Consider the following 25,019-nt stretch of genomic DNA (forward strand, 5'->3'; position numbering starts at 1 on the left):
ATCACCTGGAGGCGACCATGGACAACGAGCTCTACGCGGATAGTGCCCAGGCGCGGGCCATGGATAAAAGCCTGGCGGGTGGCTATGACGACCCGTGGGGCAGCGAGCTATCGCCTCAGGAGGCTGCAGCAAACAACAGGGCCTGGCTGGAAATGCTCCGCACCCAGGAGGCAGCAAGGCTCGCGAGTGGCAAAAAGGTACGGGCCCAGGCCCTGGCCAAGATGGAATCGATGTGTGGAAGCGGCGCCGCCGCAAGGAGAACTGCATGAATCAGCAGCAGCGTGATCATCAATCTGCTGTCGCCTGGATCGAGGGTGAGATAGAGAACCTACTCCGCGATATAGGCAAGCCAAACGCCAGCGCCGCGGCCACTTCAGCGATCACCCTGGCCTTCATACTTCGGGTGATTAGCGACACTGAGCATCGCCACTTCCGCGACCGAATCGACCAGATCTACGCGAGTTACAACGCACAGTTCAAGGGGGCGGCATGACGACGGCACCGGTTAAAAGTCTGATCGATGAGCAGCTTGAGCATATTGAGCGCTCTCTTGCGGTAATTAGCTTCGGCATTCCCTTCAATGAGGCCGTGGGCCTGCCTCGCGAAACGCCTGTTGCGAGCCTGACCCGGCGCCTTGCTACAACAATGAAGGGGCGCCGTATCGCCATCCGTGTGCGGCCATGACCTGCTATCAACGGGCTCGGCGCATCGCGCTTTGGCGCGGCTCCGCCATCACTCTCCTATTTTGCACTGCCTGGATGCTCGCAAGCGCATACGCCGGCGCCCTCACCCACTGAGGCAACCATGAACACATCACCCCGCCTGGCCGCCCAGCTTGACTGGAAGACGGTCGGGGCCTTCTCGCCTGAGCAATTCAACGGCGAGCAGCGCAAAGAGTACGAAGACGAAGCTGCACGCCTCGAGCGGCAGTGGGACAACCAACCGAACTGAGGACACTCCCATGTTCAAGAAAGCCGAACGCAAGCAGGCCAAGCTACGGCTGGCACTTGCTGGGCCATCTGGATCAGGCAAGACCTTCTCCGCACTGCTGATGGCCAAGGGTCTGGGCGGTCGCATCGCGGTAATCGACACCGAGCATGGCAGCGCGTCGCTGTACGCCGATATCGCCGACTTCGACGTACTGGAATTGCATGCCCCGTACTCGCCCGAGCGCTACGCCGAGGCGATCACCGCTGCTGAGCAGGCCGGCTATGGCGTGCTGATCATCGACAGCTACTCGCATGAGTGGACGGGGTCCGGCGGGTGCCTGGAGGCCAACGAGAAGCTGGCCCACCAGAAATTCAAGGGCAATACCTGGGCGGCCTGGAACGAAACCACGCCGCGCCACCGCAAGCTCACCGACAAGATCCTGACCAGCCCTCTGCACATCATCTGCACCATGCGCAGCAAGACCGAGACAGTCCAGGGCGAAGGCAAAAAGGTGATCAAGCTCGGCATGAAGTCGGAGCAGCGGGACGGGACTGACTACGAGTTCACTGTGGTGATGGATCTCTCGCACGACGACCACAGTGCGATCGCCAGCAAGGATCGGACAAAGCTGTTCTCTGGCCCTGAGTTAATCAGCGAAGAAACGGGGCGAATGCTGCTGAACTGGTTGAACTCTGGCGTGAACCCGGAGCAGCGAGCCAAAGAGCTTCTGGTGGACTCGATTGCTGACATCGCGAAGGCGCCGAACATGGCAGCACTTCAGTCTGCATTCAACGCTGCCAAAACCATCGCCATGGGCTTCGACGACTTAATTGCCCAGGTCGTTGCCGCCAAGGACAAACGCAAACACGAACTCACCCCTCAGGAGCAATCGGCATGAATGCCTTCATCTTCGACAGCGAAACAACCGGCCTGAACGAGCCTCAACTGGTAGAGGCCGCCTGGCTGCAACTTGAAGCTATCCCAGGCCTGCCAGTGGCTGGCGAATTCCTACAGCGCTACAAACCGGGCAAGCCGATTGAGCTCGGCGCCCTTGCCACCAGCCACATCCTTGATGAGGAGCTGGCGGATTGCCCGGACCATACCGAGTTCGCGCTGCCTGCCGAGGTTGAGTATCTGATCGGTCACAACGTCGACTACGACTGGGGCGTCATCGGTCGGCCAGAGGTCAAGCGCATCTGCACCGCGGCGCTGAGCCGTATGTTGTGGCCAGACGCCGACACCCACACGCAATCGGCGATGATCTACCTGCACTACCGCAGTGAGGCGCAGGGCCTGCTGCGCAATGCCCATGCCGCGCTCGATGACGTGAAGAATTGCCGCCTGCTTCTGATCAAGATCATGGAAGCGCTGGGCGAGCGCCTCGGCCACCCCGTGTCCGACTGGGAAGTGCTGTGGACCATCTCCGAAGACGCGCGCATCCCGACAGTAATCGGCTTCGGTAAACACCGCGGCGCTAAGTTTTCCGATCTGCCAGCTGACTACCGCCGCTGGCTGCTCAATCAGCCGGATCTTGACCCATTCGTACGTAAGGCGCTGCAGCGCTAGGAGCCCTCATGGCACGTGGAATCAACAAAGTCATCCTGGTCGGCACCTGCGGCCAGGACCCAGAGGTCCGCTACCTGCCCAACGGCAACGCCGTGACCAACCTGAGCCTGGCCACCAGCGAACAGTGGACCGACAAGCAGTCTGGCCAGCGTGTAGAGCGCACCGAGTGGCATCGAGTAACCCTGTTCGGCAAGGTCGCCGAGATCGCCGGGGAGTATCTGCGCAAGGGCTCCCAGGTCTACATCGAGGGCAAGCTGCACACCCGCGAGTGGGAGAAGGACGGGATCAAGCGCTACAGCACCGAGGTGCACGTCGACATGAAGGGCACGATGCAGCTGATGGGCGGCAAGCCGCAGGACAGCGCGCAGCACCAGGGCCGGCCTCAGCAGCAGCGCCAGCAGAGCCGCCCGCAGGCCCAGCCGCAGAACCAGCAAGGCGCCCCGGGCCCGGACTACGACAGCTTCGACGACGACATCCCCTTCGCCCCGCTGCATCACCTGTCTGGGGCGTAGCCATGAAGGCTCGACGGTTCCGCCTCATCTACCCCACGGCCTACTACCAGGGCCGGGCCTGCCGCCAAGACGGAAAGTGCCGCCTCTCCCAGTCCTACGGAAACATGACCGTAGACGGCGGGTGGTGGCTTGCAGGCTGGCACGACGCCGATATGGAACTCACGCATGAAACTCAAACGAATGGCCCTGCAGCGCCACCAGCGCCGGGCACAAGCTCACTTGCCGCCTAGCGGATTGAAGGAGGTGGTGTATGGCGATGACGCCGCAGGAGCGCGACGAGAAGCGCAAGAAGAAGGAGGCCAAGGCTGGTATCGAAGAGCTTCGCATGAAAGCTCGCGCGGGGACCCGCCAGGCCCTGGCCGAGATCATGCAGTGGGCTGAAGTCGAGGAAAACGGCGAGGCCATGACCCTGCTGATCCATCGCATCCATGAATTAGGGCCTGAAGCGGCCCGCCACTTCCTCAGTGCTCCGCACCACGAAATAGTGGTATCCGATTTTGTGGCGCGACGACTTGAACAGTTCCGCATAGGTCGAGAGCTGCGCACTCCCGACCTGATGCTGGGTGAAGACCCGGACGACACCGGAATCTACGTGATCGAACAGCAGCAAAATGTCAGGGAAGCCTGAGGAATTTGTCGCCAGCAGCCTCCACAGCATCGAAGGTATGGTGACCCAGCCGCAAGAGAACCTCACGCTCAAGTGCATCCACCTTGCTGGTGTCAGGCACTTCGCCCTTCAGGCCTGCTGCTTTGGCCTTGTAATCCTCTCTGGCCAGTACGAGTTCTTGAAATTTTTTGATTGTCTCTACGTGGACGTTAACGCTAAGAACCTTTCCGAACACCATTTTCGCTCCTTGATCCGGCCCCATGCCGGTCACCCGTAATACCCCATCCCAAACCAAATTGCCACCATGCCGCATCCGACCACGGAGGGCGGCGCATGCATGGAGAAAGCCATGAGCCAGTTCTACCTGCAGGACAGTCGCAGCCATGTCGGCGACGGCATGATGTTCTGGGCGAAGGAAGGCCGCGGCTACGTGACCAACCTGGATCATGCCGAGCTGTTCACCTTTGAGGAGGCATGCCGCCACCGCGACACCGATATCCCCTGGCCGAAGGAGTACATCGATGCCAGGGCGCACTACGGCGTCGACTGCCAACTGATGGATGACGATCGCCGCGTCGCTGGGCTCCAAGCCGGCGCCCATGTCTACGTGCACGTGCCAGGCGACTGGAACGGGAACGATGTCTACTGGGTCAGCGAGAAACGCGGAAAGGTGACCGAGAACCTACAGCAGGCCCTCAGCATGGATCTGGAAAACGCCCAGTTCACGTATGCCAATCACGCCGGCCAGGGCACGCGAGTTTTCTGGCCAGCAGCCTACATCGAGGAGATCAGGCGGCGACTGGTGCATCGCCAGAACGTCGACCACAAGCTAGCCCTGCGCGTTGCCGGCGTGAAGATGCCCAGGCCGCCCAAGGTCGCCAAGCGCCGCCAGCCGGCGCTCAATTGCCAGGGCTGCGGACGCTTCATCAGCTGGGATGGCCGGTTCCTGAATGACTGCCGCAACTGTGGCGCGAACAACTGCCCCTGACCCTCCGGCGCTGCCCGCCAGCGCCCGGACCACCCTCACCTGATGCGCGGTGCGTCCTCGCCCAAACCCAGTTCTGACCTGTACCGGGCAATGGCGATGATCTGACGCAGGCAGATGACCACCTCAAGCTTCTGCTTGTCGCTTGGAAGACCAAGAAGTTTCAGCATTCTCTCGGCCTCTTCCTCTATTGCCGCAAGAGCATCTGTATCGCTTTGCAGGGACATGTCGGGCTCCGGTCAGGTTGCATCGGGCATTTATTGATACCCCTCTTTTATGAATCACGCCACCCCCGCGCCGCCCGACAGCGCCTTCCCCTATTCAACGATAACGCCTCCCCGACAAGGGCGGCGCCATCGCGCAGAGCCGGTTTGCTACAGAACTTTCATCCATGAAGGATTGTTTTGAAGCGCTTCGTTGCACTCATCCCAGAATTGAAACAACGCCGCTTTGGCATCTTCTGCGGTATCGAAAAGACCAGATGGTATGGCTACTCCCTTCACCACATCGTCAACTTCGATTCCGTACTGCTCCGCATCATGAGGGCGAATCACTCGCGCACGGGTTCCCCGCCCCACATTGATGAATCCGTCAGCTTTGAATTCCGCAATGACTTCAACTACCTGGACCATCTCTAACCCTCCGTTGGTAAGTGGTGGCACTTTAGCATGCAATTGAGACTCTCCCATGCCCACAGCAATCGACCTGTTCGCCGGCCTCGGCGGATGGAGCACCGGCGCGCGCGCCGCCGGCGTCCAGGTTCTCTGGGCGGCCAATCACTGGCCAGTGGCCGTTGAATGGCACAGCGCCAACCACCCCGATACGCAGCACGTCTGCCAAGACCTGCACCAAGCCCGTTGGGAGCAGGTGCCCTCTCACGACATCCTGCTCGCCTCCCCTTGCTGCCAAGGCCACGCAAAGGCCCGGGGCAAGAAGTCGGGCAACCCTGAGCACGACGCCTCCCGCTCGACAGCCTGGGCGCCAGTGGCGGCTTTGGAGGTTCACCGGCCGCCGGCCGCAGTGATCGAAAACGTGCCAGAGTTCACCGACTGGGTGCTCTACCCCGCTTGGCTCGCAGCGGTACAGGCGCTGGGCTACCAGGCCGCGCCACACATTGTGGACTGCGCCGACCTCGGCGTGCCGCAGCACCGGGTGCGCCTGTTCATGGTGCTGACGCGCAGCAAGGCGCCGCTGATGCTGCAGCTGCCGCAGGAGCGCCATGTGCCGGCGAGCAGCTTTCTCGACTTCGACGCCGGGCGCTGGTCGCCCATCGAGAAGCCGGGCCGGGCCCAGGCCACACTCGAACGGGTTCGCAACGGCCGCCAGCGCTTCGGTGAACGCTTCATCATGCCCTACTACGGCAAGGGCTCAGGCACCACCGGGCGCGACATCAACCGCCCGATCGGCACCATCACCACCTTGGACCGCTGGGCTCTGGTCGACGGCGACCGCATGCGGATGCTCAGTGCCAACGAGGCCTTGGCCGCTATGTCGTTCCCGGCTGACACTCTTCGCCCGAACAACCACCGGCTGACCATGCATATGGCGGGCAATGCGGTGCCTCCTCTCGCTGGGCAACGGATCATTGAGGCTCTGAAAGTCGCTGTATGATAGTTATGCTTATTTGCTTTTGCCGAAAGCGTAACCAAGCGCCAGAGTTATAAGTGGGATAAACAAAGACCACACGGACTTTATACTTTCCAAGTACGAAAAATCCTTATAACAAACAACCAAAGAAAAAAACAGAAAACTTATAGCGGTTGCAATAGAAAAACTCCACGTGATTGTCATCCAAACAATCGAGTTTTTGGCATTTTCCCCTGTCCCCATCTTTTCGGTTAGTGTTCCAAGAGCTTCTGTCGGCCTCCCTGATGACGTCGGACCAGCTTTTGGCGGTTTCCTCCCAATCCCCCCGGATGCAAGTGTTTGGGCGCTATGAACTTCTGCCTGCTCACTCATGATTTGGCGGGCTCCTTGTAGAAGTTTAGCGTCATCACACGACTACTTTCTTCGACACTAAGCGTTTGCACAAAGAATGAAATTCTGACATCACGGCCATCTTGCTCAGCAAAAGGAACCAGATCAAACTTTCCCTCACCGATTGCATTGGAAAAATTTGTCAATTCCAAAACCCATCGATCACCTTTTGGTGTTCCAGTGTAGCGAATTTCACGGGTATTATCTTGCTTAAACACGATATCCATAGGAAGACCGGCGTACGTAACTGTCACAGTATCGCTAGAAAGAATAATAGTAACACTATGGACCAACTCCCACCCGGTGGGCGTCGTTACCTTGACATCTTGCATACGTAAATTCCTTTCGAATATTCGCGGGGAATATACCTCATCCGAAGGCCGACAAGCAGCCTCGCAATCTGCCCATCATCCTAATGCCTTAAAAATCTTCCTCCACCGCCCGGGCATGCCCCGGCATAGGACGCACCATGCCCACAGAAAACCGATCCAGCAACACCGAACAGATGGTCAGCGTGCCGATGGGCGCGCTGGAGAAATGCCTACGTGATGCAAACCTGGTGCGCTTCACATGCGACAAACACGTACTGCTTTTGCAGGATCTGGTTTCCCAGCCAGCCGCACAGCACCACGCCGAGGTCGCTACCGCCATTTGTCGCGGCTGCTTTACCGAGCAGCCTAAAGGGGTTCCGTGTCAGACCTGCGCCGAAGTTGAGGCGAAGCGATCCGCCCAGCACCAGGGCGAGCCGGTGGCGCATATGTACCGGGCATTGCACGACGGGCTTGATAGCTTCGTCTGCCTGGGTAAACCGGGGGCTTCAGGGCCGAATTATGAAGCTGTGCCTCTCTACACCCACGCCGATGCTGGCGAGGTTGAGCGGCTGCGCGAAGATCGTAGGCTGCTGAACGCTCTTTGCGACGAGCGCTTCCATGAACTATCAGGGCTGCGCGCCCAGCTGGCCGAGCGGAATGCGCTGCTGCTCCGTATTACCGGCTCCGACCACCAAGACTCATTGCGAGCTATCGGCGAAGCTGCCGCCCTATCCGCCAGCGCAGAGCCGAGCGCGCCGGCTGAGCTCGACCAGGGCATACCTGGCACCTCCTTCCAGCGCCTGAACATGCTCGCCAATCAGGGCGAATGAACGAAGAGTACATTTGTACTCCGCCCCGCTTAACCCCTCTCCCCTCTATTGAACAGCCGCGATATGGCGGCAAGGACGAAGTCATGCCTCAACAAAAGCAACAGGCCGCACCGAAGGCATGCACCTTCCAGCGCGGCACCTGGGAGTGTCGCGGTGACGGCTATCTGTGGGATGCGGATAGCGATGGCTGGGACCCCAGCGAAGCAGACAATCCCTGCCCATGCTGCAACACGCTCGAATACCTGGAGCGTGCAAAAGAAGAGGCCGAGAGCTGTAGCGCTTGGTCGGATGGGTGTTCCTCAGGCACGGGCGAAGACATCTGGCTCAATTGCTTGAGCTGGGCGGAGGCGGCAAACCCTGAAGGGCTTCCGGCGATCCTCCAGCAGATCGGCCCGGTAGAAGCCCTGGTCAGTGATCCAGGTTCGCCCGACGGCTACTTTGTCCGCACCAACAACGCTGAGGTGCGCCCATGACCCGCCTCGCCCTCTGCCTCCTGCTGCTGGCCACCGCCGCCAGTGCAGAACAGGTAACCCCCAACGTCGAAGTCATCCACGACGACAAGCGCGCTGTCACCTGCTGGGTCTACAGCGGCTACTACTACAAGGGCGGCATCAGCTGCATCCCCGACAGCCAGCTGCAGGCCGGCAACGAGCACCAGCTCTCCCCGCACGAACAAGACACCCCTACCCCTGCAAAGGCGCCAGTGCGCTGGAATGAAGAGAGGTATGAGCTGTGAGCAAAGCAGCCCGGAAAGATGTGCTCGACGAAATGACCAAGGACGAGCTGGTGGACTGGCTCAGGTCCCAGCCCTTTCTCAAAAAGCCGAAGAGAAGCGAGGTGCTGTACCTGCGCTGGCATCGGCAATCGGCGGACGTTCTTGCAGAAATGGAGAAGGAAAATCGCGCACTTGACCATCTCGACTTTGGCGAGCGCGACCGCTTGGCCCGGAAATTCAACGAGACAACATGCCCGCACGAGCGGCTGAGGCTCATCGAGAAGATTGAGCCGTACAGCAAAGCCATGAAGGAGCACCTGAATCGCTCCGAAGCAATCAATCGCAAGCAGAAGCGAGTGGATGCCCTCTACGACCAGATCGACGTCGAGCGCCGAAAGGAGGGCCGAGCGTGACCAACCTGATCGAAGTGAAGACAGCCGACCTGGTTGGCGAGCAGCTGAACTGGGCGGTGGCAGTTGCCACGGGCCTCAACCCATCAGTGGTACCGGCGCAGTACGGTGTCCCTGCTCGGGTGTTCATCCAGCAGGAAGGGATGTTCCCGGCGCGCTACAAGCCTTCCGCTGACTGGGCGCAGGGTGGTCCGCTGATCGAGACGTACAAGGTATTGCTCACGCCTCCTACCGAGATGGTGCACCGAAATTTTGGGCCATTAGACAAGCGCAACGGATGGTACGAGAGCGGGAATTGGGGTTCGACAATTTTCGGCAAGGAGCGCAAACACCGGAGAACTGCCTTCCATCACCCGGACAGTCCATTGATTGTCGCAATGCGTGCAATCGCTCAGTTCGAGCTGGGCGACACCGCCCAGGCGCCAAAGGAGCTGCAGCCATGATCGTCCTATGCATTCCTGCTGCGGTGTACATGGCCTGGATGATCTGGAAGGGGCCGAGGCCATGATCGCTGAAGCCAAAGTACTCGACCCCTGCAGCGCCAGCCGCATGATGTGGTTCGACAAGCAGGACCAGCGCGCTCTATTCGGCGACATCCGCGACGAGGAGCACCTGCTGTGCGATGGCCGGGTATTGAAGGTTGAGCCGGACGTGCTGATGGACTTCCGGCAGCTACCTTTCGAGGCCTCGACCTTTCGCCTGGTGGTGTTCGACCCTCCACACCTGACCCGCGCCGGCGTCGACAGCTGGATGCGGGCCAAGTACGGAGTGCTCACCTCCGACTGGCGAGAGGACATCCGCCGGGGCTTCGCCGAGTGCTTTAGGGTGCTGGAGCCTGAGGGCATCCTGATCTTCAAGTGGAACGAAACCCAGGTCCTGGTGAGCGAGTTGCTTGCCCTGACCGATGAGAAGCCCTTGTTTGGCCACAAATCCGGCAAGCGCGAGAAGACGCACTGGATCACCTTCATGAAGCGCCGCGCCTAACCCCTCCCCCTACAACAACTCAAGCCTGCCGGTAGGCGGGCGAGGATGAGCCATGCCTGAAATAACCTGTCACCAGGGCCACACCATGCGAGTCAGCACAGACCAGTGGGTTGAGGCATTGACCCTGGATCAGATGCGCTACGCCCGCGACAAGATGGCCGAGAAGATCAAGGCGGCCGAGGCCCAGCCCAAGCGCTGCGTGTGGCGCGTGTGCCGTGGCGGTCTCGCCGAGGGTAACTACCGTGAGGAGGACTTCGAGAAGGCAGCAGACCACCTACTGCGCATCTTCAAAGGGCACTTCGCCGAAGAGGCAAAGGCTTTTATTGATCGCCACTACGGCACCCTTCGCTTCGAGCGCGAAATCCCACACATCGCAGTCGAGCTGGTCAGCCAGTTCGAATATGACACCGAGTGGTTCCCGGCTAAGGCCTAACCCATCCCCACCTCTGCCGCCATGCGCGGCGTGGAGCCTATCCAACATGGCAAACGCCAACGCGGCACCGGCCGCACGCATTCTGCCGCGCGTTATCCGCGTCGGCGAAGCACCGCAGTATCTCGGCATGTGTCGAGCTGAATTCAACAAGACCGTAAGGCCGCACGTCAGCGAGTTTCCAATTGGAGAGCGCGGCGTCGGCTTTGACCGGGAAGAGCTGGATGCCTGGGTGAACGACTACATCCAGGCCATGGCAATTGCGAAAGAAGGCGCTCAAGGACGACAATCATCCGGCAGCGAGCGCCAACCAGGAGATAAAGGATGGCGCGAAAAACGATCACGGGCCTTTCCCAGCGGAACGGCATCTGGCACATCGACAAAAAAATCAACGGAGAGAGACTTTACGAGAGCACTGGAGCTTGTGAGCGGGAAGAGGCAGAACGCTACCTGATCCACAGGCTTGAACAGATACGCCTGAGGAAGGTGTACGGGGTTCGCCAGGTTCGGACATTCAGGGAGGCCGCAACTCGCTACATCCTTGAGCATCGGGACCAGCCGTCGATTCGGCTGACGGCGTTGTGCCTTCAGCAGCTTGACCCCTACATCGGGGACCTGCCGTTGACACACATTGATGACCAAGCCTTGGAAGCCTTCATCGCGGAGCGACAGTCCGACCGGGTGCTGCCGGACGGCAAGGTAAAGCCCGCGGTAACCAATCGCACAGTGAACATCGCGATCGAGCGTGTGATCAGGGTTTTGTCGTTGTGCGCGAGGAAATGGCGAGACGAAGAGCGCAGGCCTTGGCTTGATAACGTGCCACTGCTGAGCAAGCTGGAAGAGAAGAGATCAAGCAGGAAGCCCTACCCATTGTCCTGGGAAGAGCAGTCGATCCTTTTTGGAGAGTTGCCGGCGCACCTGCAAACGATGGCCCTGTTCAAGGTGAACACAGGCTGCCGCGAGCAGGAGGTATGCAAATTGAGGTGGGACTGGGAGATTTCAGTGCCGGAGCTAGGAACGAGCGTGTTCCTAATCCCCGCAGACTTCGGCGGCAGGCACGCCAACTCGGGAGTGAAGAACCGGGATGAGCGCCTGGTGGTGCTGAATAGCGTGGCAAAGTCGATCATCGAGAAGCAGCGCGGCATCAGCAAGGAGTGGGTATTCCCCTACAAGGATACTGCTGTGCACAGGATGAACGATACAGCCTGGAAGAAAGCACGGGTGAGAGCAGCGAAACTCTGGCAGGAGAAAAACCTTCGCCCTGCTCACCCTGGGTACGCGTCGATCAGGATTCACGATTTGAAGCACACGTTCGGTCGCCGCCTAAAGGCAGCCGGCGTAACTGAGGAGGACCGTAAGGCACTGCTCGGGCACAAGAACGGAAGCATCACCAGCCATTACTCGGGTGCCGAGCTTGGACAGTTGATCGAGGCGGCAAACATGGTATCAGCCACTGATTCACGAGGACCAGTGCTGACAATTTTGAAGAGGAGGCAGGCGTGAAAATGGGACAAGTCACGCAAAAGTCACGCACATGAAAAAGGCCAGCTCTCACGAAACTGGCCTAAGTCATTGAAATATATGGTCGGGACGGAGTGATTCGAACACTCGACCCCTTGCACCCCATGCAAGTGCGCTACCGGGCTGCGCTACGCCCCGACTGGGCTTGAAGCATGTTCCCCTGGTTGCTGAGAACGTTGAAGAATGTACCCTAACCTTTTGAATTATGGAAGCATTTTTTCCAAAATTCCGGGCCCGATAAGGGTTACTTCTTCAGCACCACCAACACGTCTTCCAACTCGACAATCATCTGCCGGATCAGTTGCTTGTACTGGGTGGTGTCGTCCTTGGCTTCATCGCCAGAGAGGCGCAGGCGCGCCCCGCCGATGGTGAAGCCTTGGTCGTACAGCAGCGCGCGGATCTGGCGGATCATCAGCACGTCCTGGCGCTGATAGTACCGCCGGTTACCGCGGCGCTTTACCGGGTTGAGTTGCGGGAATTCCTGCTCCCAGTAGCGGAGCACGTGCGGTTTTACCGCGCAAAGCTCGCTCACTTCACCAATGGTGAAGTAGCGTTTGCCTGGAATCGGCGGAAGCTCGTCGTTATGACTTGGTTCCAGCATAGGCCTCAACTCGGGCTTTCAACTTCTGCCCTGGACGAAAGGTGACGACCCGACGCGCCGTGATCGGGATTTCTTCCCCGGTCTTGGGGTTGCGGCCCGGCCGCTGGCGCTTGTCGCGCAGGTCGAAATTGCCGAATCCGGACAATTTGACCTGCTCGTTGTCTTCAAGAGCGTGCCTGATTTCCTCAAAGAACAGCTCGACCAATTCCTTGGCCTCGCGCTTGTTCAGGCCCAGCTCCTCGTACAGCCGTTCGGCCATCTCAGCTTTCGTCAGAGCACCCATACGCTATTTCCTTAACGTGGTGTTCAACCTTTGTTCGAGCGAGGTGAGGATGTTCTGGGTTGCAGTATTCACCTCTTCATCATTAAGAGTGCGCGATGGATGCTGCCAGGTCAAGCCGACGGCCAGGCTTTTTCTATCAGGATCAATGCCTTTACCCTGATAAACATCAAACAGCCTGAGGTCTGTGAGCCATTCGCCTGCATTGTCACGAATTACTTCAAGCACCGAGCTCGAAGCAACATCACGTCCTGCGACCAAGGCCAGGTCACGACGCACTTCCGGGAATTTCGACAGCTCGCTGAACTTCGGCAGGCGGCCTTCGGCCACTTCACCCAGGACCAGCTCGAAGACGTACACCGGACGATCCAGGCCCAGGGTCTTGGCCAGCTCCGGGTGGATGGCACCCAGGTAGCCGACTTCGCGACCGTCGCGCTCGATGCGTGCGGTTTGGCCCGGGTGCAGCGCCGGGTGTTTGCCCGCAACGAAAGTGAACTCGGCAAGCGAGCCGGAGAAACCCAGTACCGCTTCAACGTCGGCTTTCACGTCGAAGAAGTCGATGCTGTCACGGCCGTTGGCCCAGCCTTCCGGCAGGCGGCTGCCGCAGACCACACCGGCGAGCATCGGCTGCTGCTTGAGGTCGCCCAGCTGGCCGACGAAGCGCAGGCCGCTTTCGAACATACGCACGCGGTCTTGCTGACGGTTGAGGTTGTGCTGCAGCGACTTGACCAGGCCCGGCCACAGCGAGGCACGCATGGCCGCCATGTCGTTGGAGATCGGGTTGGCCAGCAGCAGCGGCTCGACGCCCGGGCTGAACAGCTCGAACAGTTTCGGGTCGATGAAGCTGTAGGTGATGGCTTCCTGGTAGCCACGGGCCACCAGCAGGCGGCGCAGGGCTGGCAGTTCGCCACGGGCCTCGGCCTTGGCTTGCGGGGCCAGGCGCGCTTGCGGGTAACGCACTGGCAGGCGGTTGTAGCCGTACAGGCGCGCCAGTTCTTCGATCAGGTCGACTTCCAGGCTGATGTCGAAGCGATGGCTTGGTACTTCAACCTGCCACTGGCCTTCGCCGGCGGTGGTTTTCAGGCCCAGGCCGTTGAGCAGTTGCTCGACCTCGGCACTGGCCATTTCCATGCCCAGCATCTGGGTCAGGCGCTCGGCACGCAGGGTGACCGGGGCCACCTTGGGCAGGTGCGCTTCGCTGGTGACGTCGATCACCGGGCCCGCTTCGCCGCCGACGATCTCCAGCAGCAGGCCGGTGGCGCGCTCGATGGCTTCGCGGGCCAGTTGCGAGTCGACGCCGCGCTCGTAGCGGTGCGAGGCATCGGTGTGCAGGCCGTAGGAACGGGCCTTGCCAGCGACGGAAATCGGCTCGAAGAAGGCGCTCTCGAGGAAGATGTCGCGGGTGCCAGCAGCAACGCCACTGTGCTCACCGCCCATCACGCCGGCAATGGCCAGGGCGCGGCTGTGGTCGGCGATGACCAGGGTGTCGGGGCGCAGGGTGACTTCCTGGCCGTCGAGCAGTACCAGCTTCTCGCCCTCTTCTGCCATGCGCACGCGGATGCCGCCGTTGATTTCGGCGAGATCGAAGGCGTGCATCGGCTGGCCGAGCTCGAGCATCACGTAGTTGGTGATGTCGACGGCAGCGTCGATGCTGCGCAGGTCGGAGCGACGCAGGCGCTCGACCATCCACAGCGGGGTCGGCTTGGTCAGGTCGACGTTACGGATAACGCGGCCCAGGTAGCGCGGGCAGGCCGCCGGCGCCAGTACTTCAACCGGGCGCACTTCGTCGTGAGTGGCGGCAACAGCCGGCACTTGCGGACGGGTCACCGGCACGTCGTACAGGGCGCCAACGTCGCGCGCCAGGCCGGCCAGCGACAGGCAGTCGCCACGGTTCGGGGTCAGGCCGATCTCGATGCTGGCGTCGTCCAGGTCCAGGTACACGCGAATGTCGGTGCCAACCGGGGCGTCGGCCGCCAGTTCCAGCAGGCCGTCGTTTTCTTCGCTGATCTGCAGCTCGGCCGCCGAGCAGAGCATGCCGTTGGATTCAACGCCACGCAGCTTGGCTTTCTTGATTTTGAAGTCGCCCGGCAGTTCGGCGCCGATCATCGCGAACGGGATCTTCAGGCCAGGGCGCACGTTGGGCGCGCCGCACACTACCTGGAAGGTCTCGCTGCCATTGCTGACCTGGCACACGCGCAGCTTGTCGGCATCGGGGTGCTGTTCGGTGCTCAGCACCTCACCGACGATGATGCCGCTGAACTGGCCGGCGGCCGGGGTGACGCTGTCGACCTCAAGGCCGGCCATCGACAGACGGGCGACCAGATCGTCACGGGATACCTGCGGGTTGACCCAACCGCGCAGCCACTTTTCACTGAATTTCATCCTGCTCTCCTGAAAGATTCGTTACGGGTGCGCGACCTAGCGAAATTGCGCAAGGAACCGCAAATCGTTGTCGAAGAACAGGCGCAAATCGTTGACGCCGTAACGCAGCATGGCCAGGCGCTCGGCGCCCATGCCGAAGGCAAAGCCCTGGAACTCTTCCGGGTCGATGCCGGACATGCGCAGCACGTTCGGGTGAACCATGCCGCAGCCCATGACTTCCAGCCAGCCGGTCTGCTTGCACACACGGCAACCTTTGCCGCTGCAGATCACGCACTGGATGTCGACTTCAGCCGAAGGCTCGGTGAAGGGGAAGAACGACGGACGGAAACGTACCGCCAGCTCTTTTTCGAAGAACACCCGCAGGAATTCTTCGATGGTGCCTTTGAGGTCGGCGAAATTGATGTCGCGATCGATCAACAGGCCTTCGACCTGGTGGAACATCGGCGAGTGGGTCAAGTCCGAGTCGCAGCGGTAAACGCGGCCCGGGCAGACAATGCGGATTGGCGGCTGAGTGGACTCCATGGTCCGCACCTGCACCGGCGAGGTGTGGGTACGCAGCAGCATGTTGGCATTGAAATAGAAGGTGTCGTGCATTGCCCGGGCCGGATGGTGGCCGGGAATGTTGAGCGCTTCGAAGTTGTGGTAGTCGTCTTCGACCTCAGGGCCTTCGGCAATGCCGTAGCCGATGTGGGTGAAGAACTGCTCGATGCGTTCCAGGGTACGGGTGATCGGATGCAGACCACCGGAGGTCTGGCCACGGCCCGGCAAGGTTACATCAATGCACTCGGCGGCCAGTCGGGCGCTGAGCTCGGCCTCTTCAAACGCCGCTTTGCGCGCGTTGAGGACCTCGGTGACGCGTTCCTTGGCGTCGTTGATCAGCGCACCGACTTTCGGCCGCTCTTCGGCTGGCAGGTTGCCCAGGGTCTTCATCACCTGGGTCAGTTCGCCTTTCTTGCCAAGGAATTGCACCCGGATCTGTTCCAGGGCATTGATGTCTTCAGCGCGTTCCACGGCCTCCAGGGCTTGGGAGACTAGCGCGTCCAGGTTTTCCATGTACAGACTCCAGATACGAAATAGGGGAAGAGCGCAGGCTCTTCCCCTATTAAGACGTTTAACACCAGGCGCCGGAAATGACACCTGGTGATTGTCGGGGGTACTTAAGCCAGCGAGGCTTTAGCTTTCTCGACAATCGCAGCAAACGCCGCTTTTTCGTTCACTGCCAGATCGGCCAGAACCTTGCGGTCGATTTCGATCGACGCTTTTTTCAGGCCAGCGATCAGGCGGCTGTAGGACAGACCGTTGATACGCGCACCAGCGTTGATACGAGCGATCCACAGAGCGCGGAACTGACGTTTTTTCTGACGACGGTCGCGGTAGGCGTATTGGCCTGCCTTGATGACCGCTTGCTTGGCAACACGGAATACGCGCGAGCGAGCGCCGTAGTAGCCTTTAGCCAGTTTCAGAATTTTCTTGTGACGCTTACGAGCGATGACGCCACGCTTTACACGAGCCATGAGTAACTTCCTCTATCTAGAACCAAAAATTAACGAAGGCGCAGCATGCGCTCGACTTTTGCCACGTCCGACGGGTTCAGCAAGCTGCTACCACGAAGTTGACGCTTACGCTTGGTCGACATTTTGGTCAGGATGTGGCTCTTGAAAGCGTGTTTGTGCTTGATGCCGTTAGCCGTTTTCAAGAAACGCTTGGCCGCACCGCTTTTGGTTTTCATTTTTGGCATGTTCGGATACTCCGCATTCAGTTGATAAACATAACCGCAAGGCCTGCCGTGCCCTGGTGGTTATTTCTTTTTCTTGGGTGCGATGACCATGATCAGCTGGCGTCCTTCCATCTTAGGATGCTGTTCGACGGAACCGTATTCCAAAAGGTCAGTTTCGACCCGCTTCAACAGTTCCATACCCAGCTCCTGGTGGGCCATCTCACGACCGCGAAATCTCAAGGAAATCTTGGCCCTGTCCCCATCACTCAGGAAACGTACCAGGTTGCGTAGTTTTACCTGGTAATCCCCCTCCTCCGTCCCTGGACGAAACTTGATTTCTTTAATCTGGACCTGCTTCTGATTCTTCTTGGCCTCGTTAGCTTGCTTCTTCTTTTCGAAGAGGTGCTTGCCGTAGTCCATGACCTTGCAGACAGGCGGTACTGCGTCGGCAGAAATCTCTACCAGGTCCAGCTTCGCTTCTTCAGCGATACGAAGCGCTTCATCAATCGAGACGATGCCAATCTGCTCGCCGTCAGCGCCAATTAACCGAACCTCGCGTGCCGAGATATTCTCGTTGATCGGGGCCTTCGGTGCAGCTCGTTTATCGTTTCTCATTTCACGCTTAATAGTAATTACTCCGATTCTTGGCGACCACGCCGGGAAACCGCTTGAGCGAGGAATTCAGCGAATTGAGCGACGGGCATCGAGCCCAGGTCAGCGCCTTCACGAGTACGCACAGCGACGGTTTGCGTTTCGACTTCGCGATCCCCTATAACCAAAAGGTAAGGGACCTTGAGCAAAGTATGCTCGCGGATTTTAAAGCCGATTTTCTCATTTCTCAAGTCGGACTTGGCACGGAACCCGCTTTCATTGAGAGTTTTTTCAACATTCTGGGCGAATTCGGCCTGCTTGTCGGTGATATTCATGATCACCGCCTGGGTTGGCGCCAGCCAGGCCGGGAATGCACCTTCGTAATGCTCGATGAGAATTCCGACGAAACGCTCGAACGAACCGAGGATTGCACGGTGCAGCATCACCGGATGCTTGCGGCCGTTGTCTTCGGAGACGAATTCTGCGCCCAGACGGATCGGCAGGTTGAAGTCGAGCTGCAGGGTACCACACTGCCAGACGCGGCCAAGGCAATCCTTCAGCGAGAACTCGATCTTCGGCCCGTAGAAGGCCCCTTCGCCCGGCTGCAGGTCGTACGGCAGGCCGGCGCTGTCGAGGGCGGCGGCCAGTGCGGCTTCGGCGCGATCCCACAGCTCATCGGAGCCAACACGCTTTTCAGGGCGGGTCGAGAGCTTCATTTCGATGTCTTTGAAGCCGAAATCGGCGTAGACATCCATGGTCAGCTTGATGAACGCGGCGGATTCGGACTGCATCTGCTCTTCGGTGCAGAAGATGTGCGCGTCGTCCTGGGTAAAGCCACGCACGCGCATGATGCCGTGCAGCGCGCCCGACGGCTCGTTACGGTGGCAGGCACCGAACTCGGCCAGACGCAGCGGCAGCTCGCGGTAGCTCTTCAGGCCCTGGTTGAACACCTGCACGTGGCATGGGCAGTTCATCGGCTTGATGGCGTAGTCGCGGTTTTCCGACTGGGTGGTGAACATGTTGTCGGCGTAGTTGGCCCAGTGGCCAGACTTTTCCCACAGCGAACGGTCAACAACCTGCGGAGTCTTGATTTCCAGGTAGCCGTTGTCGCGCTGAACCTTGCGCATGTACTGCTCGAGTACCTGGTACAGGGTCCAGCCGTTCGGGTGCCAGAACACCATGCCCGGCGCTTCTTCCTGGAGGTGGAACAGGCCCAGGCGCTTGCCGATTTTACGGTGGTCGCGTTTTTCTGCTTCTTCGATGCGCTGAATATAAGCAGCCAGCTGCTTCTTGTCGGCCCAGGCGGTGCCGTAGACGCGCTGCAGTTGCTCGTTTTTAGCGTCGCCGCGCCAGTAGGCGCCGGACAGCTTGGTCAGCTTGAAGGATTTCAGGAAACGGGTGTTCGGCACGTGCGGGCCGCGGCACATGTCGACGTATTCTTCGTGGTAGTACAGGCCCATGGCCTGTTCATCCGGCATGTCCTCGACCAGGCGCAGCTTGTAGTCTTCGCCGCGGGCCTTGAACACTTCGATCACTTCAGCGCGCGGAGTGACTTTTTTGATGACGTCGTATTCGGTGTCGATCAGTTGCTGCATGCGCTGTTCGATCGCCGCCATGTCTTCGGGCGTGAAAGGACGCTCGTAGGCGATGTCGTAATAGAAGCCTTCATCGATGACCGGACCGATGACCATGCGCGCAGTCGGGTACAGCTGCTTGACCGCGTGGCCGACCAGGTGGGCGCACGAGTGACGGATGATCTCCAGCCCCTCTTCGTCCTTGGGCGTGATGATTTGCAGGCTGGCATCGTTCTCGATCAGGTCGCAGGCGTCGACCAGCTTGCCGTCGACCTTGCCGGCGACGGTGGCTTTGGCGAGGCCCGCACCAATGGATGCGGCGACTTCGGCAACCGAAACTGCCTTGTCGAATGAACGTTGACTGCCATCGGGAAGAGTAATAATGGGCATGGCGCCTCCTCTCCTAGTGGTGACCCCTACCAAAGGTCACGTGGGTTGGGATGAGCCAGTACGCGATCCGCCCCTGTCTTTGCACAAGCAAAGCCTGCCTCACAGTGGCAGAAGCCCGAAGGCCTGCCAGGGAACGAACCAGAGTGACTGGAATAGTAAAAAAACAGTTGGGAGCTGCAAGCTGCAAGAAACAGCCGGCGGCGAGCTCAAGCTCAGCATGCTAGCACAAAGCTTTCGGGCGATTGCGGGCAGATTGACCGGCTGGGCAGAAATATTCGCAAATTGAGCTTTGGCGGTGAACTTGCGCGGATTTTTTCCGCTCAGAGTTTGTGAAGCGTCCTACTCTTGTGAGACTCGACCCCAAGGAGTGTTTGGTTATGCGACTTCAGTCTCTTCTGGCCCTGGCGGCTGCCTCTGCCCTGCTGCTGCCGTTGGGAGCCCATGCCGGCAAACTGCCCGGCAACTACCAGTCGACCTGCGTAGCGCAGGCGCAGAAGCAAGGCCTGGCAAAGGATAAAGCCGAACAGCACTGCAAATGCGCCGGAGACGTGCTGCAGAAAAACCTCAGCGACAAAGAGATGAAAGACCTGGATACCCTGGAGGATGGCGTTGATGCAGCGGTAATGGAGCGCGCGCAAAAAAATATTGCAGCGGTCTGCGGCCCGAAAAACCCGAAATAATAGGGCCTTTGGCCAGTTATCCATCGCTAATTTGCTCCAGATCAGCAATCTGCGAAGGTAAAAGGGGCTACAAGCCCATAATTAGACTATGATGGTCGGCGTGCACCCTGTTGGCCTCGGCAACACCGCACTACTGAAAATCATGTTTCCTGGAGATACACCCATGTCTAATCGCCAAACCGGCACCGTAAAATGGTTCAACGATGAGAAAGGCTTCGGCTTCATCACTCCACAAGGTGGCGGCGACGACCTGTTCGTTCACTTCAAGGCTATCGAAACCGACGGTTTCAAAAGCCTGAAGGAAGGCCAGACTGTCTCCTTCGTTGCCGAAAAAGGCCAGAAGGGCATGCAGGCTGCACAAGTTCGTCCAGAGTAAGATCTGACCGAATAAAAAAACCCGTCCTTGTGGCGGGTTTTTTTGTGCCTGGGATTTGGGAGCGGGCTTGCTCCGCGATAGAACCAGTAATGGCCCTATCGCGGGTCAAGCCCGCTCCCACAGAGACCGTTTTAGCCGCAGTTTACGCGGGTGATCACGCCTTGTTCGTCGGCGTTGAGGTTCAGGCGCTCGGAGCGGTATTCCAGGGTCATGACGTCGTGAGGCTTGAGCACACGGGCCAGTTGCGAGCCGCTGGCTTTACGCGCCTGCTCGAGCAACTCGGGGGTGGCCGGCTTGCCGATGGCGAACTCAGCGCCGCTGGCCTGGCAACGGCCATCGGTGTTGGCAGCAGCCTGCGGGGCCTTCGACGAAGAGCCGCCAGTGCTGCTGCAACCTGCCAATACGGCGACAGCCAACAGGCTTACCAATGATGCACGCGTGCGGAACATGAATCCTCCTTAAATACTTGAATGCTGCCTATGTGACAGCACTCCTGGTTTTTCGTTGCAAAACCGGACCATTGTGCCCGAGCCAGAGCGCTCCAGGCCAAGGCTAATCGTGACCGGATTTTGCGCAAGCTCAATACAGGTCGATGTAATCGCTGGCAGGTTTGGGCCAGTTATTTCTCAGGGCGTTGTACACCTGGCGTATCCAGCGCTCGTCATCGGCCACCTGCGGGCCGACACAACCGGAGCCCGCCGCCCAGGTTTCCAGACGAAAGGACAGGCCCTGCAGTTCGCGACCACCGGTGACCTGGGACAACCAGGCGATGCCCTTGTGATTGACCCGCAGCTGGTTGTGAACCGCACCATTGCCGGCCACCAGCAGGGCCCGGACGTTGTCGAGGGTAAAGTCGTTGGGGTTGTTGAGGTCGATCTGCACTGCGCTGTCCCGGCAAGCTAAAACACCGATAGTTTGCCACGCCCCCTGCGCTTATGCCTAAGTCGCAGTGCGATGCAGGCGGCGACCATGATTTACTGCAGCTATCGGCGGAGCGCAGGCCAGCCTCCCCTTCAAACGCCAGGGCCCGGCATTTGAACCGACAGCGCGCGCAGGTTTCACTCGAGAATGTTCATGACAAGCCACATCATCGATGCCGACATCAAGGTCAAATGGCCCGAGGGCCAGAGCGCCTACAGCCCGGCCAGCGCCGAGGAACTGATGCTGATCGCGATCGATCTTCTAGTCAAAGACCTTGGCTCAGGCAACGCCCGCAGCTTCGTCGACCAGGTCTTTGAACGCTACACCCCTCAGGAAGCTACGGCAGTCGTGCCAGACGGGCACTGAGCAGATCAAAAAAGCCCTGGGCATCCCCCTCGGTAATCCAGGTGACGTTGCCCGGCTCTTTCAGGGTGCCATACCAGTCGGTAATGGTCTGGCCGAAGGTCGGGCCGTCGCGGCTGTCGACCTGCATGAACACCTGGCGGCCGCGGAACAGTTCGGGCTTGAGCAGGTAGGCAATCACCGTGGTGTCATGCACCGGGCCGCCGGGCATGCCGTAGTGCTTCATGTCCTGCTTGACGTAGGCATTGAGGATATCCACCACGCGCTTGCTCGCCCCATTGTTGAGGTCGGCAATCTGTTTGAGCCGCGCCTCGCTGGTCAGCACCTTGTGGGTGACATCCAGCGGCAGGTAGGTGAGCTTGACCCCGCTATTGAGTACCACTTCGGCAGCGTGAGGGTCGGCGAACAGGTTGAACTCGGCCACCGGCGTAATATTGCCACCGTTGAAGTGGGCGCCGCCCATAACGATCACTTCCTTGATGCCATTGACGATCTGCGGCGCTTCAATCAGCGCCAGGGCCAGGTTGGTCTGCGGGCCGAGCATGGCGATAGTGATGCTGTGCGGCTTGGCGCTGCTCAAGGTGTCGATCAGGTAACGCACCGCACTGCCGTTGGCCAGCCCCTTCTGCGGCTCGCTGACCGCTACCCCGGGCAAGCCTTCTTCGCCATGGATATCGGCGGCGTAGATCGGTGTACGCACCAGCGGCTTCGGCGCGCCGGCGTATACCGGAATGTCTTCGCGCCCGGCCCATTCGCGGGCCAGGCGGGCATTGCGCGAGGTCTTCTCGAGTCGCACGTTGCCGGCCACGGTGGTGATGGCCCGAATCTTCAGTTCATCTGGCGAAGCCATGGCCAGGAACAGCGCCACCACGTCGTCAGCGCCGGGGTCGGTATCGATAATCAGGTCAATGGGCGCCGCCTGGGCGCCAGCCGAAAGCACGGACATCAGCAACACTCCTTGGAGCAAACGTTTGGCACAGCTCAACATAAGACACGTCCTTATGATCAGATGGAACAGCTAGAAGGTCACCCCGGCAACCAAGGCAATGTTGCTGTAGGGCTGGCACTCGCCGGTGCGCACGATGGCTCGGGCGCTGCGGCTCAACTGCTTGAACGCTTCGTGACTGAGCAGGCGTCGGGCGCCCAGCTCGCCCTGGGCCGTAAACTGCTCGACGGCGGTCAGGCCCGGCGGCTGATGCTGAAGGATTTCCTCCGCCAGCACGTGGCTTTCGACCTGCATTTCCGTCAGCACAATGCGCAGGGTGCTGGCGAAATCCGGAATGCCCGGGGTCAGCGCCAGGTCGATCAGCTCCACCCCCGTCGGCACCGGCAAACCGGCATCGCCGATCAGCAGGATGTCGCCATGGCCGAGGGAGGCGATCAGGCGCGACAGGGCAATGTTCAGCAAGGGCGTCTTCTTCATGGCTGCAGCTCGCTCAAGTGCGGGATTGAAGGCTGCGCACCGGCGCGGGTAACCGACAGGGCCGCTGCACGCTGACCAAAGGCAATCGCCGCGCCCTGCGCTTCGCCACGCGCCAGGGCCGCGGCGAAACCGCCGACAAAGGTGTCGCCGGCCGCTGTGGTGTCCACTGGCTGCACCACTGGCGCCGGGAAATGCCTGAACACCCGACCATCGGCGAACAAGGCGCCCTGGGCACCGAGGGTGACGATGACCTTGCCAACGCCCATGGCCAGCAGGCGCGTGGCGGCCGCCTTGGCGCTGTCCAGGTCATTGACCGGCAGCCCGCTCAGGGCTTCGGCTTCGCTTTCGTTGGGGATCAGGTAATCGATATGGGCAAACCATTCAGCCGGCAGCGGGCCGCTGGTCGGTGCCGGGTTGAGGATCACCGTCTTGCCCAGCGCCCTGCCCCGCTCAAGGGTGTAGGCGACGGTGGCCATCGGCACTTCCAGCTGGCAGATGATCACCTCGGCGTTTTGCAACAAGGCGTCGAAGCGCTGTACTGATTCGGGCAGCAACTGACCATTGCCGCCAGCAACAATGACGATGGCGTTCTGGCTGGCGGCATCGACCACGATCAGCGCCACGCCGCTGGACACCCCGGCAGCGATGCTCACTGCCTGGCAGTCGATCTGCTCATCGGCCAGGGCCTGGCGCAATTGCTGGCCGTAGGCATCGTCACCGACGCAGCCGACCATCGCCACCTGCGCACCCAGGCGCGCCGCCGCTACCGCCTGGTTGGCACCCTTGCCGCCCGGCACGGTGACGAAGCTTTCACCCACCAGGGTTTCGCCGCCGCGCGGCAGACGCTGGGCACGCGTCACCAGGTCCATGTTCAGGCTACCTACCACTACTACATTGGCTTGCATGTGCGGGCTCGTTCTCAGCGGTAATCATTGAAAAGGTCGGGGCGCGGCGCGGTGGATTCGCGCAGGACGATGCTCGGCGCAACAATGCGCTGCTCTGGCGCGCCGCGCAGGGGTTCGGCGATGCGCCGCAGCAGCAGTTCGGCGGCGCTCTCGCCCAGCTCGCGGATCGACTGGCCAACGGTGGTCAGCGCCGGAAATACGTACTGGCTGATCTGGATATCGTCGAAGCCGATCACCGACAGCTCGCTGGGCACGCAGATGTTGCGTTCGGCGGCGGCGCGCAATACGCCGATGCCGATCATGTCGTTGCCGGCAAAAATCGCCGTCGGCCGCTCGCCTTCGAGCAGCTGTGCTGCCGCGCTATAGCCGCCGATGCTGGTGAATTCGCTGCTCAGCAGCCACTCCTGGCGCGGGCTGACGCCGGCTTCGGCCAGCGCCCGATGGAAACCGGCCAGGCGCAGCTGGGCGACGCTGGTGGTCGCCGGGCCGCCGATGCAGGCGATGTCGCGATGGCCGAGCTCGAGCAGATGGCGGGTCGCCAGATAAGCGCCCTGCTCGTGGTCGATACGTACCAGGTCGGCGGCCACGCCTTCCAGGGCGCGGTCGACGATGACCATCGGCGTGCGCACGCTGGCCAGGCTGTCGAGCAGGTCGTTGTCTTCACCGACCGAGGCGACGATCAGGCCGTCGATGCGTTTTTCCAGCAGCACGCGCAGGTAGCTGCGCTGCTTTTGCGGGTTGTCGTCGGAGTTGCAGAGGATCACGCAGTAGCCGTTGCGCTCGCAGCCGTCCTCGATGCCACGGGCCAGTTCGGCGAAGTACGGGTTGACGCTGTTGGGCACCAGCAGGCCGATGGTTGCGGTGCTGCGCGCCTTGAGCGAGCGCGCTACGGCGCTGGGCACGTAGTCGAGCTCGGCGATCGCCGCTTCGACCTTGAGGCGCACCGGTTCACTGACCGGGCGGGTCTTGTTCAGTACATGCGACACGGTGGTGTAGGAAATCCCCGCCAGTGCCGCGACATCTTTGATGGTCGCCATT

Annotated in this window: 41 protein-coding genes and 1 tRNA gene; 22 read left to right on the top strand and 20 right to left on the bottom strand. The window is 60.3% G+C overall.

Annotation, left to right across the window (positions count from 1 at the left end; translation table 11 throughout):
* Positions 1-17: 17 nt before the first annotated feature.
* From LOY34_RS17215 to LOY34_RS17250, 8 genes are all read left to right on the top strand, one after another.
* Positions 18-269, top strand: a complete 252-nt coding sequence (locus tag LOY34_RS17215) for a hypothetical protein (protein ID WP_258663715.1) — start codon at positions 18-20, stop codon at positions 267-269.
* Positions 266-493, top strand: a complete 228-nt coding sequence (locus LOY34_RS17220) for a hypothetical protein (protein WP_258663717.1) — start codon at positions 266-268, stop codon at positions 491-493. The genes LOY34_RS17215 and LOY34_RS17220 overlap by 4 nt, the downstream gene beginning before the upstream one ends.
* Complete coding sequence (locus LOY34_RS17225) at positions 490-684, top strand: hypothetical protein (protein WP_258663718.1); 195 nt, start codon at positions 490-492, stop codon at positions 682-684. Before LOY34_RS17220 ends, LOY34_RS17225 begins: the two co-directional genes overlap by 4 nt.
* Before the next feature lie 120 nt (positions 685-804).
* Positions 805-951: a hypothetical protein gene (locus tag LOY34_RS17230; RefSeq protein ID WP_258663719.1), complete on the top strand. Its 147-nt coding sequence runs from the start codon at positions 805-807 to the stop codon at positions 949-951.
* Between the two features lie 10 nt (positions 952-961).
* The gene (locus LOY34_RS17235; RefSeq protein ID WP_258663720.1) at positions 962-1,828 is read left to right on the top strand and encodes an ATP-binding protein; all 867 of its coding nucleotides are present in this window, start codon (positions 962-964) and stop codon (positions 1,826-1,828) included.
* Positions 1,825-2,496 carry a 3'-5' exonuclease gene (locus LOY34_RS17240; protein ID WP_258663721.1) on the top strand — a complete coding sequence of 224 codons (672 nt, stop codon included), beginning with the start codon at positions 1,825-1,827 and terminating at the stop codon, positions 2,494-2,496. The genes LOY34_RS17235 and LOY34_RS17240 overlap by 4 nt, the downstream gene beginning before the upstream one ends.
* A gap of 8 nt (positions 2,497-2,504) precedes the next feature.
* A complete protein-coding gene (locus LOY34_RS17245) occupies positions 2,505-3,008 on the top strand; it encodes a single-stranded DNA-binding protein (protein WP_258663722.1) in 504 nt (167 codons plus the stop codon).
* A 250-nt stretch (positions 3,009-3,258) separates the two neighbouring features.
* A complete protein-coding gene (locus tag LOY34_RS17250) occupies positions 3,259-3,636 on the top strand; it encodes a hypothetical protein (protein ID WP_258663723.1) in 378 nt (125 codons plus the stop codon).
* On the opposite strand, the gene LOY34_RS17255 is transcribed toward LOY34_RS17250, so the two are convergent.
* Positions 3,623-3,853 (bottom strand): hypothetical protein, encoded by a 231-nt coding sequence (locus LOY34_RS17255; RefSeq protein ID WP_258663725.1) that lies wholly within the window; start codon positions 3,851-3,853, stop codon positions 3,623-3,625. The genes LOY34_RS17250 and LOY34_RS17255 overlap by 14 nt on opposite strands.
* A gap of 111 nt (positions 3,854-3,964) precedes the next feature.
* Between LOY34_RS17255 and LOY34_RS17260 the strand changes: the two genes are divergently transcribed.
* Positions 3,965-4,603, top strand: coding sequence for a hypothetical protein (locus LOY34_RS17260; protein WP_258663727.1), 639 nt, complete (start codon positions 3,965-3,967; stop codon positions 4,601-4,603).
* Between the two features lie 35 nt (positions 4,604-4,638).
* Here the strand turns inward: LOY34_RS17260 and LOY34_RS17265 are convergent, their stop codons facing one another.
* Both LOY34_RS17265 and LOY34_RS17270 read right to left on the bottom strand, forming a co-directional pair.
* Positions 4,639-4,827: a hypothetical protein gene (locus tag LOY34_RS17265; protein WP_258663729.1), complete on the bottom strand. Its 189-nt coding sequence runs from the start codon at positions 4,825-4,827 to the stop codon at positions 4,639-4,641.
* Between the two features lie 147 nt (positions 4,828-4,974).
* Positions 4,975-5,232: a hypothetical protein gene (locus LOY34_RS17270; RefSeq protein WP_258663731.1), complete on the bottom strand. Its 258-nt coding sequence runs from the start codon at positions 5,230-5,232 to the stop codon at positions 4,975-4,977.
* A gap of 55 nt (positions 5,233-5,287) precedes the next feature.
* On the opposite strand from LOY34_RS17270, the gene LOY34_RS17275 reads away from it, so the two are divergent.
* Positions 5,288-6,211 carry a DNA cytosine methyltransferase gene (locus LOY34_RS17275; RefSeq protein WP_258663733.1) on the top strand — a complete coding sequence of 308 codons (924 nt, stop codon included), beginning with the start codon at positions 5,288-5,290 and terminating at the stop codon, positions 6,209-6,211.
* A gap of 9 nt (positions 6,212-6,220) precedes the next feature.
* Here LOY34_RS17275 and LOY34_RS17280 read toward each other — a convergent pair whose 3' ends face one another.
* Together LOY34_RS17280 and LOY34_RS17285 are read right to left on the bottom strand one after the other, a co-directional pair.
* Positions 6,221-6,559 carry a hypothetical protein gene (locus LOY34_RS17280; protein WP_258663734.1) on the bottom strand — a complete coding sequence of 113 codons (339 nt, stop codon included), beginning with the start codon at positions 6,557-6,559 and terminating at the stop codon, positions 6,221-6,223.
* Complete coding sequence (locus LOY34_RS17285; RefSeq protein WP_258663736.1) at positions 6,556-6,909, bottom strand: DUF6864 domain-containing function; 354 nt, start codon at positions 6,907-6,909, stop codon at positions 6,556-6,558. The genes LOY34_RS17280 and LOY34_RS17285 overlap by 4 nt, the downstream gene beginning before the upstream one ends.
* 137 nt (positions 6,910-7,046) lie before the next feature.
* On the opposite strand from LOY34_RS17285, the gene LOY34_RS17290 reads away from it, so the two are divergent.
* The 9 genes from LOY34_RS17290 to LOY34_RS17330 all read left to right on the top strand — a co-directional run bounded on the left by LOY34_RS17290 (position 7,047) and on the right by LOY34_RS17330 (position 11,760).
* The gene (locus tag LOY34_RS17290; protein WP_258663738.1) at positions 7,047-7,718 is read left to right on the top strand and encodes a hypothetical protein; all 672 of its coding nucleotides are present in this window, start codon (positions 7,047-7,049) and stop codon (positions 7,716-7,718) included.
* 83 nt (positions 7,719-7,801) lie between these two features.
* A complete protein-coding gene (locus tag LOY34_RS17295; RefSeq protein ID WP_258663740.1) occupies positions 7,802-8,191 on the top strand; it encodes a hypothetical protein in 390 nt (129 codons plus the stop codon).
* The gene (locus LOY34_RS17300) at positions 8,188-8,454 is read left to right on the top strand and encodes a hypothetical protein (protein WP_258663742.1); all 267 of its coding nucleotides are present in this window, start codon (positions 8,188-8,190) and stop codon (positions 8,452-8,454) included. The genes LOY34_RS17295 and LOY34_RS17300 overlap by 4 nt, the downstream gene beginning before the upstream one ends.
* Positions 8,451-8,846 (top strand): hypothetical protein, encoded by a 396-nt coding sequence (locus LOY34_RS17305; RefSeq protein ID WP_258663744.1) that lies wholly within the window; start codon positions 8,451-8,453, stop codon positions 8,844-8,846. The genes LOY34_RS17300 and LOY34_RS17305 overlap by 4 nt, the downstream gene beginning before the upstream one ends.
* Positions 8,843-9,286, top strand: coding sequence for a DUF2591 domain-containing protein (locus LOY34_RS17310; protein ID WP_258663746.1), 444 nt, complete (start codon positions 8,843-8,845; stop codon positions 9,284-9,286). The genes LOY34_RS17305 and LOY34_RS17310 overlap by 4 nt, the downstream gene beginning before the upstream one ends.
* A gap of 61 nt (positions 9,287-9,347) precedes the next feature.
* Positions 9,348-9,827: a class I SAM-dependent methyltransferase gene (locus tag LOY34_RS17315; protein WP_258665129.1), complete on the top strand. Its 480-nt coding sequence runs from the start codon at positions 9,348-9,350 to the stop codon at positions 9,825-9,827.
* A gap of 52 nt (positions 9,828-9,879) precedes the next feature.
* Complete coding sequence (locus LOY34_RS17320) at positions 9,880-10,260, top strand: hypothetical protein (RefSeq protein ID WP_258663748.1); 381 nt, start codon at positions 9,880-9,882, stop codon at positions 10,258-10,260.
* Between the two features lie 46 nt (positions 10,261-10,306).
* Positions 10,307-10,711 carry an AlpA family transcriptional regulator gene (locus LOY34_RS17325; protein ID WP_258663750.1) on the top strand — a complete coding sequence of 135 codons (405 nt, stop codon included), beginning with the start codon at positions 10,307-10,309 and terminating at the stop codon, positions 10,709-10,711.
* On the top strand, positions 10,633-11,760 hold the full coding sequence (locus LOY34_RS17330) for a tyrosine-type recombinase/integrase (RefSeq protein ID WP_258665130.1): 1,128 nt from the start codon (positions 10,633-10,635) through the stop codon (positions 11,758-11,760). The genes LOY34_RS17325 and LOY34_RS17330 overlap by 79 nt, the downstream gene beginning before the upstream one ends.
* Before the next feature lie 79 nt (positions 11,761-11,839).
* Here LOY34_RS17330 and LOY34_RS17335 read toward each other — a convergent pair.
* The 9 genes from LOY34_RS17335 to thrS form a co-directional block, all read right to left on the bottom strand.
* Positions 11,840-11,916 (bottom strand) — tRNA-Pro (locus tag LOY34_RS17335).
* Between the two features lie 106 nt (positions 11,917-12,022).
* A complete protein-coding gene (locus tag LOY34_RS17340; RefSeq protein ID WP_010222411.1) occupies positions 12,023-12,379 on the bottom strand; it encodes a MerR family transcriptional regulator in 357 nt (118 codons plus the stop codon).
* On the bottom strand, positions 12,360-12,662 hold the full coding sequence (gene ihfA / locus LOY34_RS17345; protein ID WP_002553164.1) for an integration host factor subunit alpha: 303 nt from the start codon (positions 12,660-12,662) through the stop codon (positions 12,360-12,362). Before ihfA ends, LOY34_RS17340 begins: the two co-directional genes overlap by 20 nt.
* A 3-nt stretch (positions 12,663-12,665) precedes the next feature.
* The gene (gene pheT, locus LOY34_RS17350) at positions 12,666-15,041 is read right to left on the bottom strand and encodes a phenylalanine--tRNA ligase subunit beta (RefSeq protein WP_195884594.1); all 2,376 of its coding nucleotides are present in this window, start codon (positions 15,039-15,041) and stop codon (positions 12,666-12,668) included.
* A gap of 36 nt (positions 15,042-15,077) precedes the next feature.
* Positions 15,078-16,094: a phenylalanine--tRNA ligase subunit alpha gene (pheS, locus tag LOY34_RS17355; RefSeq protein WP_038994580.1), complete on the bottom strand. Its 1,017-nt coding sequence runs from the start codon at positions 16,092-16,094 to the stop codon at positions 15,078-15,080.
* A gap of 104 nt (positions 16,095-16,198) precedes the next feature.
* Positions 16,199-16,555 (bottom strand): 50S ribosomal protein L20, encoded by a 357-nt coding sequence (rplT, locus tag LOY34_RS17360; RefSeq protein WP_010222414.1) that lies wholly within the window; start codon positions 16,553-16,555, stop codon positions 16,199-16,201.
* Positions 16,556-16,584: 29 nt separating this feature from the next.
* Entirely contained in the window at positions 16,585-16,779 is a 195-nt protein-coding gene (rpmI, locus tag LOY34_RS17365) for a 50S ribosomal protein L35 (RefSeq protein ID WP_045194535.1), read from the bottom strand.
* Between the two features lie 60 nt (positions 16,780-16,839).
* The gene (infC, locus tag LOY34_RS17370; protein ID WP_174242331.1) at positions 16,840-17,391 is read right to left on the bottom strand and encodes a translation initiation factor IF-3; all 552 of its coding nucleotides are present in this window, start codon (positions 17,389-17,391) and stop codon (positions 16,840-16,842) included.
* Positions 17,391-19,313 (bottom strand): threonine--tRNA ligase, encoded by a 1,923-nt coding sequence (gene thrS, locus LOY34_RS17375; RefSeq protein WP_045194537.1) that lies wholly within the window; start codon positions 19,311-19,313, stop codon positions 17,391-17,393. The genes infC and thrS overlap by 1 nt, the downstream gene beginning before the upstream one ends.
* A gap of 329 nt (positions 19,314-19,642) precedes the next feature.
* On the opposite strand from thrS, the gene LOY34_RS17380 reads away from it, so the two are divergent.
* Positions 19,643-19,993: a hypothetical protein gene (locus LOY34_RS17380; RefSeq protein ID WP_258663754.1), complete on the top strand. Its 351-nt coding sequence runs from the start codon at positions 19,643-19,645 to the stop codon at positions 19,991-19,993.
* 163 nt (positions 19,994-20,156) lie between these two features.
* Positions 20,157-20,369: a cold-shock protein gene (locus LOY34_RS17385; protein ID WP_007956027.1), complete on the top strand. Its 213-nt coding sequence runs from the start codon at positions 20,157-20,159 to the stop codon at positions 20,367-20,369.
* 131 nt (positions 20,370-20,500) lie between these two features.
* On the opposite strand, the gene LOY34_RS17390 is transcribed toward LOY34_RS17385, so the two are convergent.
* Positions 20,501-20,818: an I78 family peptidase inhibitor gene (locus LOY34_RS17390; RefSeq protein WP_093381150.1), complete on the bottom strand. Its 318-nt coding sequence runs from the start codon at positions 20,816-20,818 to the stop codon at positions 20,501-20,503.
* A gap of 130 nt (positions 20,819-20,948) precedes the next feature.
* Positions 20,949-21,251, bottom strand: coding sequence for a hypothetical protein (locus LOY34_RS17395; protein ID WP_093381147.1), 303 nt, complete (start codon positions 21,249-21,251; stop codon positions 20,949-20,951).
* A gap of 192 nt (positions 21,252-21,443) precedes the next feature.
* Between LOY34_RS17395 and LOY34_RS17400 the strand changes: the two genes are divergently transcribed.
* Positions 21,444-21,656 carry a hypothetical protein gene (locus LOY34_RS17400; RefSeq protein ID WP_195884595.1) on the top strand — a complete coding sequence of 71 codons (213 nt, stop codon included), beginning with the start codon at positions 21,444-21,446 and terminating at the stop codon, positions 21,654-21,656.
* Here LOY34_RS17400 and LOY34_RS17405 read toward each other — a convergent pair.
* The 4 genes from LOY34_RS17405 to LOY34_RS17420 all read right to left on the bottom strand — a co-directional run bounded on the left by LOY34_RS17405 (position 21,628) and on the right by LOY34_RS17420 (position 25,018).
* Entirely contained in the window at positions 21,628-22,599 is a 972-nt protein-coding gene (locus tag LOY34_RS17405; RefSeq protein WP_408980886.1) for a nucleoside hydrolase, read from the bottom strand. The genes LOY34_RS17400 and LOY34_RS17405 overlap by 29 nt on opposite strands.
* A 72-nt stretch (positions 22,600-22,671) precedes the next feature.
* Complete coding sequence (gene rbsD, locus LOY34_RS17410; protein ID WP_195884597.1) at positions 22,672-23,076, bottom strand: D-ribose pyranase; 405 nt, start codon at positions 23,074-23,076, stop codon at positions 22,672-22,674.
* Positions 23,073-23,981, bottom strand: a complete 909-nt coding sequence (gene rbsK / locus LOY34_RS17415; RefSeq protein WP_258663757.1) for a ribokinase — start codon at positions 23,979-23,981, stop codon at positions 23,073-23,075. Before rbsK ends, rbsD begins: the two co-directional genes overlap by 4 nt.
* 14 nt (positions 23,982-23,995) lie before the next feature.
* The gene (locus LOY34_RS17420; RefSeq protein ID WP_195884599.1) at positions 23,996-25,018 is read right to left on the bottom strand and encodes a LacI family DNA-binding transcriptional regulator; all 1,023 of its coding nucleotides are present in this window, start codon (positions 25,016-25,018) and stop codon (positions 23,996-23,998) included.
* Between the last annotated feature and the right edge of the window lies 1 nt (position 25,019).

Origin of the sequence: Pseudomonas sp. B21-009, assembly GCF_024749345.1 — a bacterium.
Taxonomy (GTDB): Bacteria; Pseudomonadota; Gammaproteobacteria; order Pseudomonadales; family Pseudomonadaceae; genus Aquipseudomonas.